19 protein-coding genes and 1 tRNA gene are annotated in these 20787 nt (G+C 62.2%); 3 read left to right on the top strand and 17 right to left on the bottom strand.

All coding sequences use genetic code 11. From position 1 onward, the window contains the following. The first annotated feature begins 64 nt into the window (after positions 1-64). Entirely contained in the window at positions 65-1963 is a 1899-nt protein-coding gene (locus ACRQFC_RS02045) for a helicase HerA-like domain-containing protein (protein ID WP_284896355.1), read from the top strand. Here ACRQFC_RS02045 and ACRQFC_RS02040 read toward each other — a convergent pair. Continuing rightward, positions 1935-2912: an aldose 1-epimerase gene (locus tag ACRQFC_RS02040; RefSeq protein ID WP_284896421.1), complete on the bottom strand. Its 978-nt coding sequence runs from the start codon at positions 2910-2912 to the stop codon at positions 1935-1937. The genes ACRQFC_RS02045 and ACRQFC_RS02040 overlap by 29 nt on opposite strands. A gap of 137 nt (positions 2913-3049) precedes the next feature. Further along, positions 3050-5950, bottom strand: coding sequence for a leucine--tRNA ligase (locus tag ACRQFC_RS02035; protein WP_101594978.1), 2901 nt, complete (start codon positions 5948-5950; stop codon positions 3050-3052). Positions 5951-6116: 166 nt separating this feature from the next. Here ACRQFC_RS02035 and ACRQFC_RS02030 point away from each other — a divergent pair, with 166 nt between their 5' ends. Next, complete coding sequence (locus ACRQFC_RS02030) at positions 6117-6557, top strand: HIT family protein (RefSeq protein ID WP_101594982.1); 441 nt, start codon at positions 6117-6119, stop codon at positions 6555-6557. Positions 6558-6614: 57 nt separating this feature from the next. Here the strand turns inward: ACRQFC_RS02030 and ACRQFC_RS02025 are convergent, their stop codons facing one another. The 10 genes from ACRQFC_RS02025 to ACRQFC_RS01980 all read right to left on the bottom strand — a co-directional run bounded on the left by ACRQFC_RS02025 (position 6615) and on the right by ACRQFC_RS01980 (position 14996). Further along, positions 6615-7367 (bottom strand): HAD-IIB family hydrolase, encoded by a 753-nt coding sequence (locus tag ACRQFC_RS02025; protein ID WP_101595227.1) that lies wholly within the window; start codon positions 7365-7367, stop codon positions 6615-6617. Positions 7368-7566: 199 nt separating this feature from the next. After that, on the bottom strand, positions 7567-8070 hold the full coding sequence (locus tag ACRQFC_RS02020) for a hypothetical protein (protein WP_101594986.1): 504 nt from the start codon (positions 8068-8070) through the stop codon (positions 7567-7569). A 432-nt stretch (positions 8071-8502) separates the two neighbouring features. Then, positions 8503-9852 carry an NAD(P)/FAD-dependent oxidoreductase gene (locus tag ACRQFC_RS02015; RefSeq protein ID WP_244899278.1) on the bottom strand — a complete coding sequence of 450 codons (1350 nt, stop codon included), beginning with the start codon at positions 9850-9852 and terminating at the stop codon, positions 8503-8505. A gap of 76 nt (positions 9853-9928) precedes the next feature. Then, a complete protein-coding gene (locus ACRQFC_RS02010) occupies positions 9929-10777 on the bottom strand; it encodes an HAD family hydrolase (protein ID WP_101594992.1) in 849 nt (282 codons plus the stop codon). 94 nt (positions 10778-10871) lie between these two features. Next, positions 10872-10947 (bottom strand) — tRNA-Ala (locus tag ACRQFC_RS02005). Positions 10948-11038: 91 nt separating this feature from the next. Then, positions 11039-11698, bottom strand: a complete 660-nt coding sequence (locus tag ACRQFC_RS02000) for a histidine phosphatase family protein (RefSeq protein WP_101657584.1) — start codon at positions 11696-11698, stop codon at positions 11039-11041. Continuing rightward, the gene (gene rsfS, locus ACRQFC_RS01995; protein WP_101595000.1) at positions 11695-12174 is read right to left on the bottom strand and encodes a ribosome silencing factor; all 480 of its coding nucleotides are present in this window, start codon (positions 12172-12174) and stop codon (positions 11695-11697) included. Before rsfS ends, ACRQFC_RS02000 begins: the two co-directional genes overlap by 4 nt. Next, positions 12171-13076 carry a hypothetical protein gene (locus ACRQFC_RS01990; RefSeq protein ID WP_284890968.1) on the bottom strand — a complete coding sequence of 302 codons (906 nt, stop codon included), beginning with the start codon at positions 13074-13076 and terminating at the stop codon, positions 12171-12173. The genes rsfS and ACRQFC_RS01990 overlap by 4 nt, the downstream gene beginning before the upstream one ends. Further along, entirely contained in the window at positions 13055-13744 is a 690-nt protein-coding gene (gene nadD, locus ACRQFC_RS01985) for a nicotinate-nucleotide adenylyltransferase (RefSeq protein WP_035277256.1), read from the bottom strand. The genes ACRQFC_RS01990 and nadD overlap by 22 nt, the downstream gene beginning before the upstream one ends. Continuing rightward, positions 13734-14996, bottom strand: coding sequence for a glutamate-5-semialdehyde dehydrogenase (locus ACRQFC_RS01980; protein ID WP_101595007.1), 1263 nt, complete (start codon positions 14994-14996; stop codon positions 13734-13736). Before ACRQFC_RS01980 ends, nadD begins: the two co-directional genes overlap by 11 nt. Positions 14997-15110: 114 nt before the next feature. On the opposite strand from ACRQFC_RS01980, the gene trxA reads away from it, so the two are divergent. Continuing rightward, positions 15111-15494, top strand: a complete 384-nt coding sequence (gene trxA, locus ACRQFC_RS01975; RefSeq protein ID WP_087070873.1) for a thioredoxin — start codon at positions 15111-15113, stop codon at positions 15492-15494. A 174-nt stretch (positions 15495-15668) separates the two neighbouring features. On the opposite strand, the gene ACRQFC_RS01970 is transcribed toward trxA, so the two are convergent. The 5 genes from ACRQFC_RS01970 to rplU all read right to left on the bottom strand — a co-directional run bounded on the left by ACRQFC_RS01970 (position 15669) and on the right by rplU (position 20651). Then, on the bottom strand, positions 15669-16562 hold the full coding sequence (locus ACRQFC_RS01970) for a hypothetical protein (protein WP_087070874.1): 894 nt from the start codon (positions 16560-16562) through the stop codon (positions 15669-15671). Positions 16563-17144: 582 nt separating this feature from the next. Continuing rightward, positions 17145-18260, bottom strand: a complete 1116-nt coding sequence (gene proB / locus ACRQFC_RS01965; protein ID WP_087070875.1) for a glutamate 5-kinase — start codon at positions 18258-18260, stop codon at positions 17145-17147. A 45-nt stretch (positions 18261-18305) separates the two neighbouring features. Continuing rightward, positions 18306-19841: a GTPase ObgE gene (obgE, locus tag ACRQFC_RS01960; RefSeq protein ID WP_087070876.1), complete on the bottom strand. Its 1536-nt coding sequence runs from the start codon at positions 19839-19841 to the stop codon at positions 18306-18308. Positions 19842-20042: 201 nt separating this feature from the next. After that, positions 20043-20297 (bottom strand): 50S ribosomal protein L27, encoded by a 255-nt coding sequence (gene rpmA / locus ACRQFC_RS01955; RefSeq protein ID WP_026429451.1) that lies wholly within the window; start codon positions 20295-20297, stop codon positions 20043-20045. Between the two features lie 48 nt (positions 20298-20345). Continuing rightward, complete coding sequence (gene rplU, locus ACRQFC_RS01950) at positions 20346-20651, bottom strand: 50S ribosomal protein L21 (protein WP_016442902.1); 306 nt, start codon at positions 20649-20651, stop codon at positions 20346-20348. Positions 20652-20787 lie beyond the last annotated feature (136 nt).

The following is a 20787-nucleotide window of genomic DNA, read 5'->3' as shown; positions in this document are numbered from 1 at the left end:
GGGATAACGCTAACGTTTGGCCAGCTGTGGATAGTTCCTGCCACCGCCGCTCTACAATATTGGTATGAACGACGCCGATATTGCCCGCTTGCGCGCCGAGGCGGCCGAAGCCGCTGCCAAAGCTGCCCGCGCGGAAGCCGAACTCGCCCAGGCTCGCCTCGATGCCGCACTCGCCGCCACAATTGCCACTGATACCCCGCCCACCACCACGGCACAGGCCGCATCCGATATTGCGGGAAACACGCCGACAGGGAACACCACTGAAACCGCCACCGCGGCAGAGAAGCGCCCACCCGTGCAGCCGGCGGCGTCGTCGCCGCAAGACTCCCCGGAACAATCCCCGCAACCCACCAATGACGATTACGCGAGCGAGGTGGCGCGCAGCTACCAGGTATCCGGCCCGGCTCTCACCCTGGGCGCCTACCTGGATTCGGCCGGGAATCCGCGGCCCGACGTGCTGGTGCGGCTGCCTTTCGCGAGTTTCAATCGGCACGGGCTGGTGTGCGGGGCAACCGGAACCGGGAAAACTCGTACCCTCCAGCTGCTGGCTGAACAGCTGAGCGCGGCCGGCGTGGCCGTGTTCCTTACCGATATTAAGGGCGATCTTTCCGGCTTGTGCGAGGCGGGCACGGCTTCCGATAAGCTCACGGCACGCACCCGGGCTCTGGGGCAGGAATGGGCGGGGGCCTCGTTCCCGCTGCATCTGTATTCCCTCACCGAAACGACCGGGGTGCCGCTGCGGTCCACGGTGGAGGATTTCGGTGCGTTGCTGCTGGCGCGGGCCCTGAAACTAAATGACACCCAGGAATCGGCACTGGCTTTGGTTTTCGCGTGGGCGGAGCAGGAGGATCTGCGCCTGTACACCCTGGAGGACCTGCGCGAGGTGCTCCATTATTTGACCACGGACGGGAGGGCAGAGCTTTCCGGTATCGGCGGGGTGTCTACCGCGACCGCCGGGGTGATTTTGCGCGAGGTCTCCGCACTGGCGGCGCAGGGTGGGGATATGTTCTTCCAGCGCCCGTCCTTCAGCCCGAGCGAACTCATTACCCACGAAGGCGAGCGCGGCGTTATTTCCGCCCTTGAGCTACCGGACGTACGCGATATGCCCGAACTTTTCTCCACGTTCACGATGTGGGTGCTCAGCCGGCTCTTTTCCGACCTGCCCGAGGTGGGCGATACTCCCCTGCCCCGCCTGGTGTTTTTCTTCGACGAAGCGCATCTGCTGTTCTCCGGGGCGTCCCGGAACTTCGTGGACGAAGTAACCCGGGTGGTGCGCCTCATCCGTTCCAAGGGCGTAGGTGTTTTCTTCGTCACCCAAACCCCGCAGGATATTCCCGAATCGGTGCTCGCGCAGCTGGGCACCCGGATTCACCATGCCCTGCGCGCCCACACCCCCAAGGACGTCAAGGTTCTCAAGGAAACGGCAAAAACTTTCCCCTTCTCGCCCCTGGATATTGCGGCCGTGCTGCCCGCGCTAGGGACCGGTGAAGCTGTGGTCACGGGTTTGGGCGACGACGGCGCCCCTACGGCCGTGGCCCCGACCCGGCTGTGGGCGCCGCGCTCCGTCATGGGCCCGGCCAGCCCGGCTGCCTTGAGCACAGCCCTAGGGAAAACACCCCGGCCTGCTCCTCTTTCCGGGGAGGCCGCGAGCGAGGGCGCGGCCCGCGCGGTTGCCGAGCGGCGCGCGCAGCTGGAAGCCGCGGCGGCGGCAGCTAAAGAAGCTGAAGAGCAACGGCGGACCGAGGAGGCTGCGGCGAAGAAGGCCGCCCGCGAGGCGGAGAAAAAGCTGGCGGCCGCCGAACGCGAAGCCGAGCGGGCCGCCCAGCGGGCTCAGCGGAATGCCGAGAAGGAGGCTGAGCGCCAGGCGCGGCGCCGCGATGCCGCCATCGATTCGGTGGTGCGCAGCGCCGGGCGGTCCCTGGGCCGCTCGATTATTAATTCGATTTTCGGGCGGCGCCGCTAGCGCCGGCCGGATAGCTGATGGTGACGGTGAGGCTGCGGGACTGGCCCGGGGCGAGGGCCACCCGCCCCACCTGATCCGAGCGATTAAATGCATTGGGCAGGGCGGAAGCCGGGGCCACCAGGAGCGCTTCCCGCGCGCCGCGCTCCAGCGTATCCCCGGTCCACAGCCGCACATAGGGTGCTTCGCTGGGTTCCTGAGCGAGGATAATATCGCGTTCGCGGGCCGGATCGGTCAGGACGGTTGCCACGACGCCGTCGCTGGTAGGTACCAGCGAGGTAAAGGTGGAGTCGATCCGGCTAGCTCCGAGCACCGGCCACTCCACCGGGGTGCTCACCCCGGTAAGCGCGGCATCTCCGGGGGCCGGGATTCCTTGGGCATCGGCGGCGATTTTGGTGCGCGCGCTGACCGTTGCCGACATTTTTGAAATGGAGGCAAGCTGCGGGAAACGCATGTACCCGTTCCACGCGAGCGCCACCGGGGCGCAGCTTTCACCGCGGTTTGTCACTTCCACGCTAACGGAAAGATTGTGGGTGCCCGCGCTGGAATCCCCCAGCGCGTACACCACTTGCAGGCCTATCGGCCAGGGGTAGCCGGTGACCGCGGGAAGTTCCGCCCGCAAAATAAGGGCATCCGCGGAGCGTTCGCGCTGGAATTCGCAATCGTGGACGCGCAGGCAGCGCCCGCTGGTATCCGCCTCCAGCTGGTAGCTTTGCCCATCCCAGGTGTAGCGCCCACCGGCGAGCGGCCCCACCCAAGGTGCCTCAATCAACCCGCGCCCACCGGCAGCCTCCTCCAACTCAGCAGCGTTGCGGTACCCGGAAAACACCTCGCCATCAGGAGACCAGGAGAGGAGAGTGGCACCGCGTGCCGCCACGAGGGCGCTGGCTCCGCCGGGCGCGCTGAGAAGCCATGCCGGTTTACCGTCAAAGTCGTGCGTCGTGATGCGCATACGTGCCACGATGTCCTCCTTACTCCCGCGGGTTCCTTCCCTTGGATGAGTGCCCGAGTTCTGAGCTTGAGCTGGGTTCCGGGTGCGGGACCGGATTCTGGGTCTGAACCCGGCCCGCGCCCACAGCAATATCCGCTTTACGGAACGATATTAATGAGTCCGGGGGCCCGCACAATAATCTTGCGCGGTTCGCCGTCCAGGAAGGACTGCACCCGTTCTTCAGCTAGGGCCCGAGCGGTCAGATCCGCATCGGAAATATCCTGGGGTACTTCCAGGCGGGCCCGGACTTTACCCTTCACCTGCACCACGCAGGTCACGGTGTCATCCACCAGCAGCGAGGCATCACTGACCTGCGGGAATGCAGCGCGCGCCACCAGGCCGGACTGGCCCAAACGCGACCAGAGTTCTTCGGCGATATGGGGAGCCACCGGGGCCACCATCGCCACAATAGCGCAGGCGGCTTCCCGCGGCACCGCCTCCAACCCGGTGAGGTGGTTATTGAGCACGATGAGCTTGGAGATCGCGGTATTGATACGCATATCGTCGTAATCGTCGGCCACTCCCGCGATGGTGCGGGCCAGCAGCTTCGCGGTCTCGGTATCGGGAGCCGCATCGCTGACCGTCACCTCGCCGGTGCGTTCATCAACGATATTGCGCCACAGCCGCTGCAGGAAGCGCTGCGAACCCACCACCGCGCGGGTATCCCAGGGGCGGGAAACATCGAGGGGCCCCATGGACATTTCGTAGACACGGAAGGTATCCGCACCGTACTGGTCAGCCATATCATCGGGCGTGATGATGTTCTTGAGGGATTTGCCCATCTTCCCGTATTCCCGATTGACTTTCTCCCCCTGGTAGTAGAAGACCGCTTCCCCGTTTTCTTCGCGTTCTTCTACCTCATCGGCCGGCACATAGGCCCCGCGGGCATCGGTATAGGCATATGCCTGCACGTAGCCCTGGTTGAAGAGCTTGTGGAACGGCTCGGAGGAAGAAACATAGCCCAGATCAAAGAGAACCTTGTGCCAGAAACGCGCATACAGCAGGTGGAGCACAGCATGTTCGACGCCGCCCACGTACAAATCCACCCCTCCGGAGGTGTTACCGGACTCGGGCCGCGGGCCCATCCAGTAGGCTTCGTTTTCCGGGGCGCAGAAGCTATCGGCATTGGTGGGATCCACATAGCGCAATTCGTACCAGCACGAGCCAGCCCACTGCGGCATGGTATTGGTTTCGCGGCGGTACTTCTTGAGGCCGTCGCCCAGGTCAAGCTCCACATTCACCCATTCCGGATTGCGTTCCAGCGGGGGTTGAGGCAGCGAATCTGCGTCGTCGGCATCATAAGACGCGGGCGAGAAGTCTTCCATTTCGGGCAGCTCCAAGGGGAGCATCGATTCGGGTAGCGCGTGTGCAATCCCCTCCTCATCCCAGACGATCGGGAAGGGTTCACCCCAGTAGCGCTGGCGCGAGAAGAGCCAATCGTGCAGGCGGTAGGTGACGGTAGCGGTTCCGGCGCCGCGTTCTTCCAGCCAGGCGATAATAGCGGCCATGGATTCCGTTTTACTCATGCCGTTGAGGGAGATGCTCTCATTGGCGGAATCGACGAGGATGCCATCCCCGGTGTAGGCGCCTTCTTCCAGGTTCGGGCCGTACGGGTCCTCCGCCGGGCCGATGGTGCGGATAACGTCAAGATTGTATTCGCGCGCGAAAGCCCAGTCGCGGTCATCGTGGGCGGGAACAGCCATGATGGCGCCGGTACCGTAACCGACCAGCACATAATCTGCCACGAACACCGGAACCTTGGCACCGTTGACCGGGTTGATCCCGAAAAGCCCGGAGAAAACGCCGGTCTTTTCGTGGGTATCCGAGGTGCGTTCCATATCGGATTTCGCGGCGGCGCGCGCCCGGTAGGCCGCTACCGCTTCGCGCGGGGTGGCGTATCCGCCAGTCCACTCTTCGCGGGTGCCTTCCGGCCAGCTATCGGGAACCTGAAGGGCCTGCGCATCGGCTTCCGCGCCGGGCTCGGTTCCGCCCAGGGCGGCGTGTTCAGGGGCAACGGCCATGAAGCTGGCCCCGAAGAGGGTATCGGGGCGGGTGGTATACACATCCAGGACCCGCCCGGAGCCGTCAGAAAGCTCGAAGCGAACCGTGGCCCCGTGGGAGCGCCCGATCCAGTTCTGCTGCATGGCCCGCACTTTATCCGGCCAGTCAATGGTATCCAGATCGCTGACGAGGCGATCCGCGTAGGCGGTAATCCGCATCATCCACTGGGCGAGATTACGGCGGAACACCGGGAAGTTGCCGCGTTCGGAGCGCCCTTCCGCGGTCACTTCCTCATTGGCGAGCACCGTTCCCAGGCCCGGGCACCAGTTAACGGGTGCTTCCTTGATATACACCAGGCGGTATTCGCTGAGCGCCTCCGCCTTTTCTTTCTTGGAGAGTTCCTCCCACGGCCGGCCATCCGGAGTGGCCTTTTCCCCGCTAGCGAATTTCGCTTCGAGTTCCTCGATGGGCCGGGCAGCGCCGTTGCCGCGCCCGTCCCGGCGCGGGTAATCCGGGTCAAACCAGGAATTGAATACCTTGGTGAAAATCCACTGGGTCCACTTCACGTACTCAATATCGGTGGTGGAGAAAACGCGGCGCGAATCGTGAGAGAGCCCCAGGCGATGCAGCTGGGCGGCCATATTGGCAATATTTTCCGCGGTGGTGATGGCCGGGTGCTTGCCGTTTTGTACCGCGAATTGTTCGGCGGGAAGTCCGAAGGCGTCGTAGCCCATGGTGTAGAGGACGTTCTCACCCTTCATGCGGTGGTAGCGGGCCACGGTATCCGTGGCGATATAGCCGAGCGGATGGCCCACGTGCAGGCCGCGCCCGGAAGGATAGGGGAACATGTCCTGGATGAAGAACTTCGGCGCCGAGGTATCACCCGCGAGATCCCCAACCGGGTTCGCGGCGTAGAAGGCACCTTCCTCTTCCCAGCGTTCCTGCCAGTGGGCTTCGATCTCATTAGCCAGCTCCGCGGTGTAGCGGAACTGGGTCATATCCTCAGCGCTCAAGGGTACTCCTTTTCGACGGTCGACTTCGGTCAATTGTAGCTCTCTCCTACGACAAATCTCAGGTCGTCCACAGCGGGAAGGCGGTGCTGGCAACCGCGGCCTATGCAGCCGGCATCCGCGCGCCACCGAAGCCGGCGGCTAGACTGGAACCATGAGCGTCTTTTCAAAAATTATTGCCGGTGAGATTCCGGGTCGTTTTGTTTGGGCCGACGACGTATGCGTTGCTTTCGCAACTCTTGAACCGCACGCCCGCGGGCATGTTCTGGTTGTGCCACGCGCGGAAATTGATCGCTTCACCGATCTTGATGATGACACGGCGGCGCATCTTTTCATCGTTGCCAAGCGCATCGGCAAAGCCCAGATCGCGGCTTTCGGGGTGGATCGGGCGATGCTGGTCATCGCCGGCCTAGGCGTGCCCCACACCCACCTGCACGTTATTCCCGCGGATTCGGAAAACGTCACCAGTTTCGCTTCGGCTCGCAAGGATGTGCCCGGCGCCGAATTGGATGCGGCGATGGAGGAACTGCGCGCGGCCCTACGCGAACAGGGCTGGGAGGAGTTCGTTCCCGAGCAACTCGGTTCCCTCGCCTAGGCGAACTCGCTTAGACCCGCGTTGGGGGCAAGGCTTGAGGCCCGCGCGCGCAGCGGTTTAGGCCAGCCCCACCAGGTTCTCAATGAATTCGGCGGTGTCGGTCCAGTCCCGCACCGCGTGGGTGTCGATTCCGAGCCGGGTCACCGGGTAGTCGTTACCGGCCGGGTCGAGCCGGTCCCCCACAAAAAGCATCTGCGCGATGGGGATACCGGTTTGTTTGGAAAGCTCTGCAATTCCGTAGGCTTTGTCCACGCCTTTGCGGGTAATATCCACGGAAGTTGAACCGCCCGAGCGCACTTCCAGGTGCGGCAGACGCGCTGCGACAGCTTCTCGCAGCGCGTTTTTCTTTTCCCCACTCGGATCCCAAGCACGTTTCGCCTCCAGCGGTGCGCTTTGCCCAAGCGCGGAGAACGTGACTTGGGAGCCGCGGTCTTCCAGGATCTCCCCCCAGGTGGTGCTTTCCCACAGACCGAGCCGGCGCGCTTCTTCTTCCAGGGCCAGTGCCGCGTCCCGGCGTTCTTCCGCGGTGAGGTTGCGGACGTACACATCGCGCCACTGCCCCACATCGTGAACAAGGTAGCGGGTTCCGCAGGTGGGCATAAGGTGGAGGCGCGCGAGCTCCGCGGGAGTGCCGTCCAGTCCTTCCAGGAGCTGGCTTTCGAACTGCCCAAATTGCCCGCCGGAAATCACGCACACCTCGTAAGTATCCAGCAATGCCCGCAGGGCCCGCGCCATGCGTTCGGGCAGCGCGGATTTGGAAGGCGCCAGGGTATCGTCCAGGTCAAAAGCAATAAGGCGGTAAGACGTCATAGCCACAGTATGGTGCATGGGCCGCGCAGATGCGAAATAATGGCCGGCTTGATGCACAGATCCGGTCCGATACCCACGTATTCTTACGACGACGCAGCGGGCTGATACATCGCGATGTATCAGCCCGCTGGTGGGTTTCGCGCGGCAGGGCAGCTGGCTGGTGAGAAGCCCGCGGCCCGGCCAGGTGTGCTAGACCTGCTTATTGTTCGTCTTTGATGGCTGCTTCGCAGAGCAACCGGGCCCCGCCAATAATAAGGACAGCAACCACGAGGCTGAGGAGGAAACTGAGGACTCCGGCGAGCGCAACCGTGGTGGGAGTGTATTCACCGAAAATGCTAATCATCGCGAAAAGCGAGACGAGCACATGGCAGCCGGCCACGATAAAAGCAAGGATCATGATGATCGGCGCGATAGAACGCGCTACCCGAGTGGAGAAGTTCGTGGAGAACAGGGCCGCGAAACCGGAAGGGTTGTGCGGCTGCTGGGGCTGAGGCGGGTAGCCGTAGCCCGGCGCCGAGTAGGCTGAAGGTGCCCACTGGCCCTGCTGCGGAGCGGGGATATAGGGCTGGCCCTGCGCCTGATTCTGCTGGCTCTGCTGATTTTGCTGGTCAAAGCCCTGCTGGTAGGACTGCTGTTCCGGCTGGGGGCTCTGCTGACCATAACCGGGGTTATTATCAGGGAACTGGTTATTCTGTTCGCTCATGAGTATTCCTTCCGTAACGAGCGATGGCCACGACGCGATCATGACCCGAGGCACTTCACACTTAAAATACCAAGAAAGTGGAAACGCGCGTATTCATCTCACTACCCGCCGGAGGCGGGTAGGTACCAACTAAGCGTAGCTATCCGTAGCGGCCACCGCGAATAGGACAGATCCAGCACGGGACCTGAGGGCGGGCCGAGGGATAGGGCTACCTGGACATCTTCTGGCAGTATCTCATTCATACCTGAATGATGGCATGAGGTTACGACAGAAAAATCTTGAGGTAGCCATCCCCCGGCCCGCTACGTTCCGGATCGGCGCGGCACCGCCGTTTATTGGCACTACCGTTATTGGCGGCGCTGTTAGTTGCACTACCGTTATGAGCACAACCGTTAGTGGCAGCACCTCGCTACGGATATCACCACCGGCGCCTTAGGCTCCGACCTTCTCCCATTCTTCGCTATCCAGCTTCGGAGAGGCACTTACAGTCCCCTGGCGTGCTCGCCGCGAGAAGGGATGGATATCCCCCACGATCACATCGTGGCGCTTGGGGAAGAGGAAGTACTTTGAGGCGAGGTTGGCGAAGGTCGCGAACATTTCCCGCCCGGACTGGAGCTGCTGGATATGCAGGGCATTCCACATGAGCCAGGAGAACTTCCCGGTAATGGCCGGAAGATGCGGGATTTCGGTGACCGCGAAACCAACGCCCACGGTGGCCATGGTGCCCTTATTGAAGTACTCGAAAGGCTCGGTTTCCCTGCCCGCCAGATTATTGGAGATGACCTTGGCGATATGCCGCCCGCCCTGGATAGCGGGTTGAGCCAGCTGCGGAAGCCCACGTTCGCCGCTCACAGCAACGTCGCCGGCAGCGAAAACGCCGTCGACCCCTTCCACCTGGAAGTGTTCGTTCACCTGGATGCGCCCGCGCGCCCCTTGCGGCACGCTCCATTCCTTGACCTCGGGCGGAACTCCCACACCGGAGGACCAGACGATCAGCGAGGCGTCAATCCACTCTTCTTCTTCCGTCTTGGTGTTCTTCACCAGGATGCGGTTGTCCTCCACCGCGGAAACGGCCTGGTTGAGAAGCACTTTCACGCCGCGATCTTCGAGAGCGCGGTGGGCGGCGTTACGGCTCTTCTCATCGAAAGGCCCGAGGACCGTGGGTGCCATATCCACGAGGATGATCTCGAATTGCTCGGTATCGATGCTGGGATAGAGCGTCTCGAAATCGAAATTGCGCAATTCGGCAATGGCGCCGGCGGTTTCCACGCCGGTGGGGCCCGCACCGCACACAACCACCCGGAACGGCCCGGGATTTTCGGCGGCATCCATGCCGTCCAGCAGCCCGTAGAGCCGGTCGCGTACCTGAAGCGCTTCATCGCGCGTGTACATCGGCAAGGTGTGCTCCGCGGCGCCCTTAATACCGAAGTAAGCAGCGCTCACACCGGTGGCGAGGACGAGGTAGTCATAAGCCATCGTGCGCTCGTCATCGAGCTCGATGATCTTATTATCCGTATCCACGTGCTGGAGCTCCCCGAGCACGAAACGCAGATTCTTCTGCTTGCTCCGCAATGCGCGCAGGTTGTAGGTAATATCCCCCGCGTTAAGAGCGCCCGAAGCCACTTGGAAAAGCAGCGGCTTGAACGTGGTGTACGGATTCTTATCAATGAGCGTTACCCGCACGGGTGCCTCGCGAAGGCCACGTGCCGCTTGGATACCGGCAAAGCCACCGCCGACGATGACCACATGCGGTAACGCACTTCCTTTAATATTGTGACTCATACCCCATAACATAGTGGATATGTGAGCTAGTTTCCAATACTTCACTCAAGCGCAAAATAGTGACCCTCGGCAAATATCACCGCAGCACCGCGGCCACCAGATCGGCAACCGGCGCTGAGCCCGCGGGGAGGATCCAGCGGGCCGCGGCCTTAGTTTCGGCGCTGGCCTGCGGCATTGCACAGCTCTGCGCTATTTCGCGCATCCAGGGAATGTCATTAGCGGAGTCCCCCACCCCTAAGGTGTGTGCTGCGTCCAGCCCGCGCGCCCACAGCGCCAGCTCAATTCCTTCCCACTTGGTCACCCCGGGAGCCACCACATCAACAAAATTCGCGTGCCCGCGCACCGCCCCGGGAAACGCCTCCTGCCAGAGCTCACGAAGCCGGTCCAGTTCAGTTTCGGTTCCGGAAAAGGAGAGTTTCGTGATGGTATCGGCCGCAAGGCCGGCGACGTCGCCGCGGAGCGGTTCCCGCCCCGCGGAAGCGTTGCACATAACGTCCTCATACAGGGGCGCCCCAAAACTTTGTACGACGACGCTCTCGCTGCCATTGACGACTATGCCGAGGTGATGGTCCTCCGCGAAGCGAATGGCGCGCGCGTAGGCGGTGGCGCCGAGCGGGTGGCGGCGCACTACCGCGTGCCCGTCCCAGACGATGGAGCCGCCTTCGGCCACCACCCATCCGGGTACCCCGGCTTCCGTGAGGATATCGGCCGCCCCGGCGATGATGCGCCCGGTGGCCAGGGTAATCGGGATGCCGGCGGCGTGGAGCTGTTGGAGCGCACGGATATTTTCCGGGAGTACCCGTGAGCTAGCGTCCGTGAGGGTGCCGTCCACGTCGAAAAGAACATTCGTGGGCCGGGCAAATTGACGTTCGCAATAGGTGATGTGCCCGGATGCGTCTAATACTCCCAGCTGATGGCGTGGCATTAGCACTCATTCCTGGGGATGGTGGATTCCGCTGTGCTCATAGCAACGATAGTAACCGAGTGTATGAATCGGGTGAAAATACGAAATTTCATCTTGGTGGAGCTAAGGGGATTCGAACCCCTGACCTCTTCCATGCCATGGAAGCGCGCTACCAACTGCGCCATAGCCCCAAGCGACTTATAGAACTTTAGTCGGAGAAGAAACGCTTGGCAAATCGGAACCGGATTTTGTGTCGAGCATCGCATTCTTGCAGGTGAGTGCTTAGCCTTCCGGCCCTTCCACCTCAAAGTTTTTCACTGGATCGTGCTCATCGGCGAGGAAACGGTTAAAGCCGGTGAGGCGCCATTGCGGGTTCGCGTTCTTGCGCCGCTGCAGCATGGCCCAGTGGCAGTTATCCAAGCCGCCCAGGCCTTGCCATTGCGCCCCGCACCCGAGGAGCACCCCGAGTCCGCAGGTGATCGCAGCGCCGTGCGCGGTCACCACCAGCAGGCCACCATCCATATCCTCACTGGCTTCGCTAATCGCCGCGGCCACGCGTGCGCCTACATGTTCCTTCGTTTCGACGCCGACGCCTCCGGGTTCCTCTCCCGCCCGCCACTGCGCGAATTCACGCGGGTAGCGTTCGGCAATCTCGGTGCGGGTCAGGCCCTCAAAGAGCCCGAAACAGCGTTCTTCTAAACGCGCATCGGTTACCACCTCGAGACCTACCAGCTTGGCAGCCTCGAGAGCGGTGGCGTAGGCGCGCTGCAACGGTGATGCCACGAAACGTGCCGGGCCAGCAGCGGCGATATAGGGAGCCACGTAACGTGCCTGGCCCAGGCCTACCGCATTGAGGGGGATATCCGTGGAGCCCTGGATTCGCCAGGCCAGGTTGTAATCAGTTTGGCCATGGCGCCAGAGCAGGATGCGATCTGCACTCATGCATCTACCTCAGCAGCACCGGCCGCCTCAGAGTCCCCGGGTTCCCCTGGTTCCTCAGATTCCGCAGCGCCCTCCGCCACCGCGGGCACCTGCGCCCCGGTAATAACAGCCTCATCATCTAGCTGAAGATCCACATGCGGGCAATCGGCCCACAGGCGCGCGAGGGCGTAATCATCACGGTCCTCATCGCGCTGAATATGCACGATCAGTTCGCCGTAATCCAGGAGCACCCAGCGCGGGTCGAAGGTGAGGCCTTCGCGGCGCAAGCGCTGCCCGCCGGCGTCGTCAAGCTTCTCCTCCACGCGATCCACGATGGCGCGTACTTTCGGCTCCGAATCACCGGAAATAATAAGGAACACATCGGAAATGCCGAAACGCTCACCAACGTCGAGAGCTTCAATCGATGTTGCTTTCACCTCTGCCGCAGCCGCGGCTCCAATACGGGCGAGCTCTATCGCGCGGTCCGAAGCTGTCACAAGATCTCCTTGATATTGGGGGTAATGCTGGATGCCACAAGATCACCAGGCGCGGCCTGCGCACCGTGCTGGAGGAAGAAGAACCCGATAACCAGGCCGAGCACCACGCTAATAACAATGAGCAGCAGCATGGTCATCGTCCAGCGGCGCGGTGAGGATTCGTCTTCGAGTTCATCTTCATCTACATATTCGTGCGCGAGCGGATCCGGCTGCGCCGCGGGAACGGAAGCGGGCGAGAACGGCGCTGCGGCGTCGTTCCCGGTATTTTCTGCTGCAGCCGGCGCCGGCTCCTGCTCCGTAACTGAGGCACGCAAAGCATCGCTTTGGGTGCGAGCGAGCAAACGTTCGCGCAGGCTGCCACCTTCGGAAAATTCCGCTGCCACTTCCGGTTCCAGAGCTGGTTCGGAAGCCGATACCGATTCCGAGGCCACCTGCGAGGCAGGAGCCGCCGCGGCAGCTGATGCCGAAGTCGCAAACGACGGCATGAGCGAGTGATCTTCTTCGCCAATACTTGCCTCGGTATCGGCTTCGAAACGGTCGAAAACGGAGATTCGCTCCCCCGCGGGCGCGGATTCTTCATGGATCGCGCGGGGCTCGGCCGCGTTCACAGGTTCGTATGCCTGGGTGGGAGCGCCCTCATCTTCGAGAAGCGGCACCGCTGCTTCAGCTCGTTCCACCGGCTCAGAAACTTCAGCCGCCCCGGCTGCCTCAATGGCTTCGGCACGCTCGGCCAGAATGGCGCGCCGCCGCGTTGCCCGCACCACCGGAATATCCCGGGTGCGCCGCAATTCTTCTACCGGCGAAGCCTCGCCTTCTTCGAGAGGTTTTAGGAGTCCGCGCTCGCGCATCTCGCTGCGTGTGAGGCGCCGCCCGCCCTCGCTCATTTCTTCTCCTCTCGGCACGACTGTCCTTTGTCAAGTTTACCCGGTGCCTCGCGCTGGGCATAAAGTTTGTATTTTCTAATATGCTGCACCACGCCTTCGGGCACCAAATACCAGATGGGCTCGTGGGCCTTCACCCGCTCACGCACATCCGTAGAGGAAATCGCCATGGCGGGAACCTCCACAATTTCCACGGCGTGTTTGGGCAGCGCGGACACGTCAATATTGTGCCCGGGGCGCGTCACCCCGATGAAACGCGCCATCCCCCACAGTTCCTCGGCGTTCTTCCAGCGCAAAATTTCCGGAATAACATCCGCGCCGGTAATGAAGTACAGATCCGCATCCGGGTAGACCTCACGCAAATCCCGCAGGGTATCCACGGTGTAGGTCAGTCCGCGCCGCTCAATATCCACCCGCGATACCGTAAAGCGGGTATTCGAGGCGGTGGCGATAACCGCCATGAGATAGCGGTGTTCGGCCGGGCTCACGTGCTGCCCCTGCTTGAAAGCGGGGCGGCCGGTGGGCACAAAAACTACCTCGTCCAGCCCGAAACGATGCTGCACTTCCGAGGCTGCCACCAGGTGACCGTGGTGAATCGGGTCGAAAGTTCCGCCCATCACCCCGATCCGCCGACGCCGGTGCTTGCGTTCGTCGAAAGGAATCTGCACCGGTTCGTCTTTATCGGACATGCCCCTCGCCCTCTGCAATCCACGTCGTCGTGGTCATTTCTTCCAGCCCCATAGGCCCCCGCGCATGCAATTTTTGGGTAGAAATACCAATTTCCGCGCCCAGCCCAAATTCGCCACCGTCCGTGAAACGCGTCGAGGCATTAACCATGACCGCCGCGCAATCCACCTCGGAGGTGAAACGATTAATAGCACGCTGGTCCTCGGCCACAATAGCCTCGGTATGGCCGCTCGAATAGCGGGCAATATGCGCGAGCGCCGCCTCAAGATCAGGCACCACCGCGACGGCCATCTCCAACGCCAAATATTCCTTGGCCCAATCTTCTTCCGTTGCGGCCTGCGTGGGAATATCACCCGCGAAACTTTGCGCGGCCGCATCGCAATGCAAGGTCACGCCGCGCTCGTGAAGTTCACGCAAAATCCGCGGCATAAATTGCGGTGCGATATCCGCGTGGACCAGAAGCGTTTCGGCCGCATTGCAGACGCTGGGCCGATGCGTTTTCGAATTAACGACGACGGCGCTAGCCCGCTCCACATCCGCGCTGGCATCCACGTACACGTGATTATTGCCCACCCCGGTTTCGATCACGGGGACCAGGGATTCGCGCACGACCGTCTGGATGAGGCCGGCGCCCCCGCGCGGAATAACAAGATCCACCAGGCCGCGCAATTTCATCAGTTCGACGGCACCTTCGCGCCCGAAAGCATCGATGGTCTGCACACAGTCGGCCGGGAATCCGGCCTCCGTTACCGCCTGGCGCATGAGTTCGACCAGCACTTCGTTGGTGCGGATGGCGGCGCTCCCCCCGCGCAAAATCACCGCGGATCCGGCTTTGAGCGCCAGGGTAGCCGCATCGACCGTCACATTGGGCCGGGCCTCATAAATCATCCCGATGACGCCCATAGGCACCCGCACTTGCCGCAAACGCATCCCGTTAGCTAAGCGCGAACCGCGTACCACTTCGCCCACCGGGTCGGCCAAGCCCACCACGTGTTCCACCGCCTGGGCAATCCCTTCGATGCGCTCCGCATTCAGGAGGAGCCGATCAATCATGCCCGGGGAAAGCCGGCTTTCTTCCCGGGCCACATCCTGGGCATTCGCCTCCACAATACGGGCGGTTTCGCTGCGCAAAATCGCGGCGATACGGCGAAGGGCGTCATTTTTTGACGTGGTTTGCGCCCCCCGCAAAGAACGCGCCGCCTGGCGCGCGCGGCGGGCCACATCGGCCACGCCCTCGGTTAACGTTGCGGTCATAGTCTCTACTTTAGGCCAGGAAGGCACCCGTTACCGAATGGACTATCTCATGGGAATAGCTCTCGCGCTTGGCGCGTTGCAGGTAGCGAGATTTCCACTAACTCGAGGAGAACCATGGCAACCGTTACTGTCACCGCGGAAAACTTCAACGATACCGTGCATGAAGGCATTGTCCTGCTGGATTTCTGGGCGAGCTGGTGCGGTCCGTGCCGTGCTTTCAGCCCGATTTACGAAAAGGCTTCTGAAAAGCACCCCGATATTACTTTCGGCAAGGTGAGCACCGAGGATAGCCCGGAGCTCGCCGCGCATTTCCAGATTCAGGCGATTCCCACCATTATGGCTTTCCGGGATGGCATCCGGGTCTTTGAGCAGGCCGGGGCACTGCCGGCCGGCCCGCTGGAGGATCTCATCGGGCAGGTCAAGGAGCTGGATATGGATGAGATTCGCGCTCGTCTTGCCGCTCACGAAGCTGAGGAATCCGCCAAGCAGGCTGAGTAAGCACGGTAGCTGGCCGCTAGCCGGGCAACTACCGCGCGCGAGGCGCCTAGACATGCAGCGCCACGCACGCGAAGCTCCAAGCCACGAGGGGCGAACTGGTCATTTCCAGTTCGCCCCTCGTTGCGTTCGGGAAACTCCGCTACTCTCGGAAGGCCCCGCTACTATCGGTACAGCTTAGGAAATCTCTGCCCGGCCAAAGAGGACTGGGAGCACTCCGCGCACCAGCGAGGCTAAATCGGTGCGGATGGAGGTGGGCCGGTAAATAATGCCATCTGCCGCGCCCATACCCAGCCAGGACTCGGTGGTATCCGCAACATCATATACGGTGCCAACCACGTGAGCACTGCGGGAGAAGTCTGGGCCGCCCAGGGCTTGGACAAGGAAGAGGCGCTCGCGGGCCGCGGTGCGGGTAGCCGAAATAATAACGGTCATATCGAGGAGAACCTGCAGGTCGGTATCGTATTCTTCCGCCGCCGTACGCAAAGCGAAACGGGCCTCGCGGGCACGGTGCGCATCCGGAGCGGAAAGGCGCATCATCGGAGAAATACCGCAGATCGCGCGCAGATTCAGATTCGGGACATCTTCGGCGCGCACGTGCGGCATGAGGCGCACCCCGGCCGCAATCGCATTTTCCACATCGCTGCGCAGGGCCGCGAGATCGGTAGCCGGGGTGATGGGCAGGCTCACCAGAGCCGGAGTATCAGAAGTATCTTGCTGGGTTCTGGCTACCGCTTCGCGCAGGGCCTGGGAGGTAGCAGGAACTTCCACCGCGATATCACCGCGGGCACGCGGCCCTAAGCGGCTTGCCGTTTCCATCGCGGAGGCGACCCGGGAGCCGGGAAGCACAAATTCTCCGGAGAACTGGACGAAATCGAGTCCGCCTTTCCAGGCCGCATCAGCGCAGGAGGCCAGGTGGGCGATGGAAGCCCCGTGGGCTGGGCGCGTAGCTGCGCCGTCGCCGCACAGACTCTCCCCGCCGCCGAGCGCCGAGAGATCGACTCCTAAAAATGTTTCTCTTAAAACTTCCTCATTCGTGGTGGTGCACAGGGTGGTCAATTGGATGGTCATTAGTACTCACTATCAGGACGAAGACGGGCAGAGGGGGCACTGGCCGGCGCAAGAAGGCGCGCGCTCATAAAGTGGTGATGCCAGCGGCGCCAATGCGCCTTGGTAATTCGATAGTCGGCAAGCATGCTAGAGGTGACATCCTGGAGCGTGACAAACTGCGACATCGAATTCTCCGTTCTTCGTCGGCTCGGGTAGTTCCGAGCGATTGCGAGGGTGCTATATAAGCACTTGCGATAACGCTAGATCTTTATTGTCCAATAGGCAAGACGAACACGACGGTTCTTTGCGCAAGTCACTATTCAATTATTCAGATTACTATTCGGTCATTGTGGTGTAATATTTCGCTAGCTTGTGTGCGAACAACGCTATGACCAGCGCAAATAATAATCCCCGGCCGCGCCCGCCGTGAAACTTTATGCAGCTTCCACATAGTTACAGGTCCGTAAAGTAAGGCGAAACACAGAATTGCCCGCGCGTTGCGCGCGCCACCGGCTCGGCATTGAAGCACGCTCGCTGCCGAATGGACGCTTGTTGCGGAACACGCCCGCCCACTGCGCAAGGCACCCCGGCAGGAAAACCCCGCTACGAACCCAGCAGCACGATATCGTTCGCGTGCACCACCGGCTTCTTTCCGCGCGCCCGGGTGCTACCGACCAGCTCAATGAGTTCCTCGACGCTGTAGGCACTCAGGCCCCGGGCGATAACCTCGCCGTGCCCATCGCATAATTCCACGATGTCCCCGGCAGCGAATCGGCCCGAGACCCCGATGACTCCCACCGGGAGGAGGGATGCGTGGTTGCCGGTGATGGCGGCAACGGCGCCGTCGTCCAAAGTAACCCGGCCGCGGGCCCGCGCCGCGAATTCCATCCAGCGCCCGCGCGCGGATACGTGCCTGGTGCTCGGCACGAACCAGGTTCCCACGTTTTCCCCGGCCACGGCGCGCTGCACATTATCGACATGGGTGAGAATCACGCCGACCCCGCCCGAAGTGGCTAACTCGGCAGCCGCTACTTTGGTGCGCATTCCCCCAGTTCCCACCGCTGAGCCGCGCCCGGTAATCCGCAGTCCTGCCAGGTCATCTTCGCTGGTCACCTCGGTAATGCGGGTGGCCCCCGGTTCACTCGGCGGTTTGGTGTACAGGCCGTCCACATCGGTGAGCAAAATAAGGGTGCCGGCCCCCACCAGGTGGGCGGTGAGCGCGGCTAACCGGTCATTGTCACCGAAGCGCAATTCGTCGGTGGCCACGGCGTCGTTCTCATTAACAATCGGAACCACCCGTAAACGTAAGAGCGTGCGCATGGCCGTGAGCGCATTGGCGTAGTGGCGCCGGTTGGTGACGTCGGAGGCGGTGAGGAGCACCTGGCCCACGCTGATGTCGTGCGCTTCGAAACGTTCTTCGTAGGCGGCCATGAGGCGGGACTGGCCCACCATGGCCGCGGCCTGCTTTTCCCGCAGGGAACGCGGGCGGCCCAGCTTGAGCGGGCCGATGCCGGCCGCCACCGCGCCGGAGGACACCAGTACCACGTCTACCCCGCGGGCGTGCATTTCCGCGATGGTATTAACAAGAAGATCGAGGGTTTCCTGGTGCAGGGCACCGTCCGGCCCGGTCAAGGAGGAGGAACCAACTTTGATGACTATTCGACGGGAGTTCTCAAGGCAGTCACGCCGGGTCAGCGGGGCGGATGAGGTACCGGACACGAGTCACTCTTTCTTATCTGATGCTTCGGGACACCGCAGGATAGTTTAGTCCCCTTCCGGGGTGCCTGCCTGCGGGTCCGTCCATATGCCGGCCTCCCGCTCGGAACGCAATTCCTGCCGGGCTTCCTCTTTGGCATCCATACGTTCGTAAAAATCGGCGCGCTTTTCGCGGCGGGTGGGGCGCGAGCGTTCGGCTTCCACCCGGATATCCCGCCCGCGCGGCCCGTAAATTTCGGCGACGGCGGCAACGGTCGGTTCCCAATCGAAAACGAAGCCGGTCTGCGGCGGACCAATCACCACCATATCGCCCGGCACCGCACCCAGACGTGCCAGTTCATCTTCGATGCCCAGGCGGTGCAGGCGCTCGCCGAGGTACCCGACCGCTTCATCATTGGCGAAGTCCGTTTGCCCCACCCAGCGCTCGGGCTGGCGCCCGCGCACATTCCAGAACTCCTGCATGCCGTCGCGCCGCTTGACGATGGTGAAACGGTCATCGCGTTCACGAGTGAGATGGAGCACCGGGCGCACCGTTTCGGTAACCTCACGATTGGCCTTTTCTTCGCGCACCACCCGCGCCAGGTAGAAGGAAAGCTCGCGCAGACCTTCGTGGCTGGCAGTGGAAATAGCGAAAACATCCAGGCCGCGTTCGCGCAGCTCCGGGGTCACAAATTCGGCGAGTTCCCGCGCGTCCGGAACATCGATTTTATTGAGAATAACCACCCGCGGACGCTCAGTGAGGGGAAGCTGGCCTTCGGTGGGCGGAATATTCGCCGCGTACCGGGCCAGTTCGTGTTCCAGGGTATCCAGATCGGTGAGCGGATCGCGCCCCGGTTCCAGGGTGGCGCAATCAATAACGTGAGCAATGACCGCGCAGCGCTCGATATGGCGCAAAAACTCTAGGCCGAGCCCGCGCCCTTCCGACGCTCCGGGAATAAGGCCGGGCACATCGGCAATGGTGTAGCGTTCTTCCCCGGCGGTCACCACGCCGAGGTTAGGCACGAGGGTGGTGAAAGGATAGTCGGCGATTTTCGGGCGGGCCGCGGACATGGCCGCAATAAGGGAGGACTTCCCAGCGGAGGGGAAGCCCACCAGCGCCACATCGGCCACCGATTTCAATTCGAGAACAACATCAAGTTCCTCGCCGGCTTCCCCGAGCAGGGCGAAGCCGGGGGCCTTGCGCCGCGGGGAAGCCAGGGCAGCATTCCCCAGGCCGCCCACGCCGCCGCGCGCCACTTCGAAGGAATCCCCGGGATTCACCAGATCCGCGAGCACATCACCTTCGCTGTTTTTCACGACCGTTCCGGCGGGGACTTTGAGGATCAGGTCCGCGCCGTTCTTGCCGCGTTGGTTATCACCGGCGCCGGGCTGGCCGTTTTCGGCGCTGCGGTGCGGGGTGTGGTGGTAGTCCATGAGGGTGGATTCTTGGGAATCAACCTCAAAGATGATGGAGCCCCCGTGGCCGCCGTTGGCGCCGTCGGGCCCTCCGAGAGGCTTGTACTTCTCCCGGCGCACCGAAACGCACCCGTTTCCGCCGTTGCCGGCGCGCAGGTGCAAGGTCACTTTATCGACGAACGAGGCCACGTGTGCCCTCCCCTTTTCCTGTAGTGATAACGCGGTGCGGGTGCGAAAAGCTGGGCTCCCCGAGCCGGGGCGCCGCAAACAGCCGGGCGCCGGTGCGCATAGCCGAACGCCCGCACTCCGCCCGCGTTAACGAATGACGGGGTGGAGGTTGAATCCCCCACCCCTCATCATAGGTGCGTGCGGCGCTAGGGCCGCTGCGCCTTAAGCCTGGGCCACAACGTCAACGACCTTGCGGTCGCGACGGGTAGCGAACTGGACCGTCCCGGCCGCGGTAGCGAACAGGGTGTCATCCTTGCCGCGCCCGACGTTATTGCCCGGATGGAACTTCGTGCCGCGCTGGCGAACCAGAATTTCACCGGCGGATACAACCTGACCGCCGTACCGCTTCACCCCGAGGCGCTGGGCATTGGAGTCGCGCCCGTTGCGCGAGGAAGAGGCGCCCTTCTTATGTGCCATCTGTCTACCTTCTTACTATCTCAAAACTAGCTGCTGACGCGGCAGATCCTACTGGATGCCGGTGACCTTGAGGCGGGTCAGGGGCTGACGATGCCCCTGGCGCTTCCGGTAACCCGTCTTGTTCTTGAACTTGATGATGGAGATCTTCGGTCCCTTTTCATCGCGCACAATTTCCGCGGTAACCTTCGCCGAAATGCCATCGGCAGCCGTGGTGATCTTATCCCCGTCAACGAGCATGATGGGTTCGAGTTCGACGGTATCGCCGACTTCACCTTCCATCCTGTCAACAACCACGACGGTTCCGACAGAAACCTTTTCCTGACGGCCCCCGGCCTTGACGATCGCGTACACCACGTTTGCTCCTGTTGATTACGGCTACTTTTCGCGCTGGACAGCGCACTTAAACGACTGAGTGCCTAAGCACCGACCATCTACTTTACTGCGTTGACCCGCTTTCTTACAAGTGAGACTGCGCATGAGACCGGCCGTA

This window comes from Actinotignum inguinis, from assembly GCF_051265835.1.
Classification (GTDB): domain Bacteria; phylum Actinomycetota; class Actinomycetes; order Actinomycetales; family Actinomycetaceae; genus Actinotignum; species Actinotignum timonense.
Note: the sequence above shows the minus strand (reverse complement) of the source record. Positions and strands in the feature narration are given on the sequence as shown.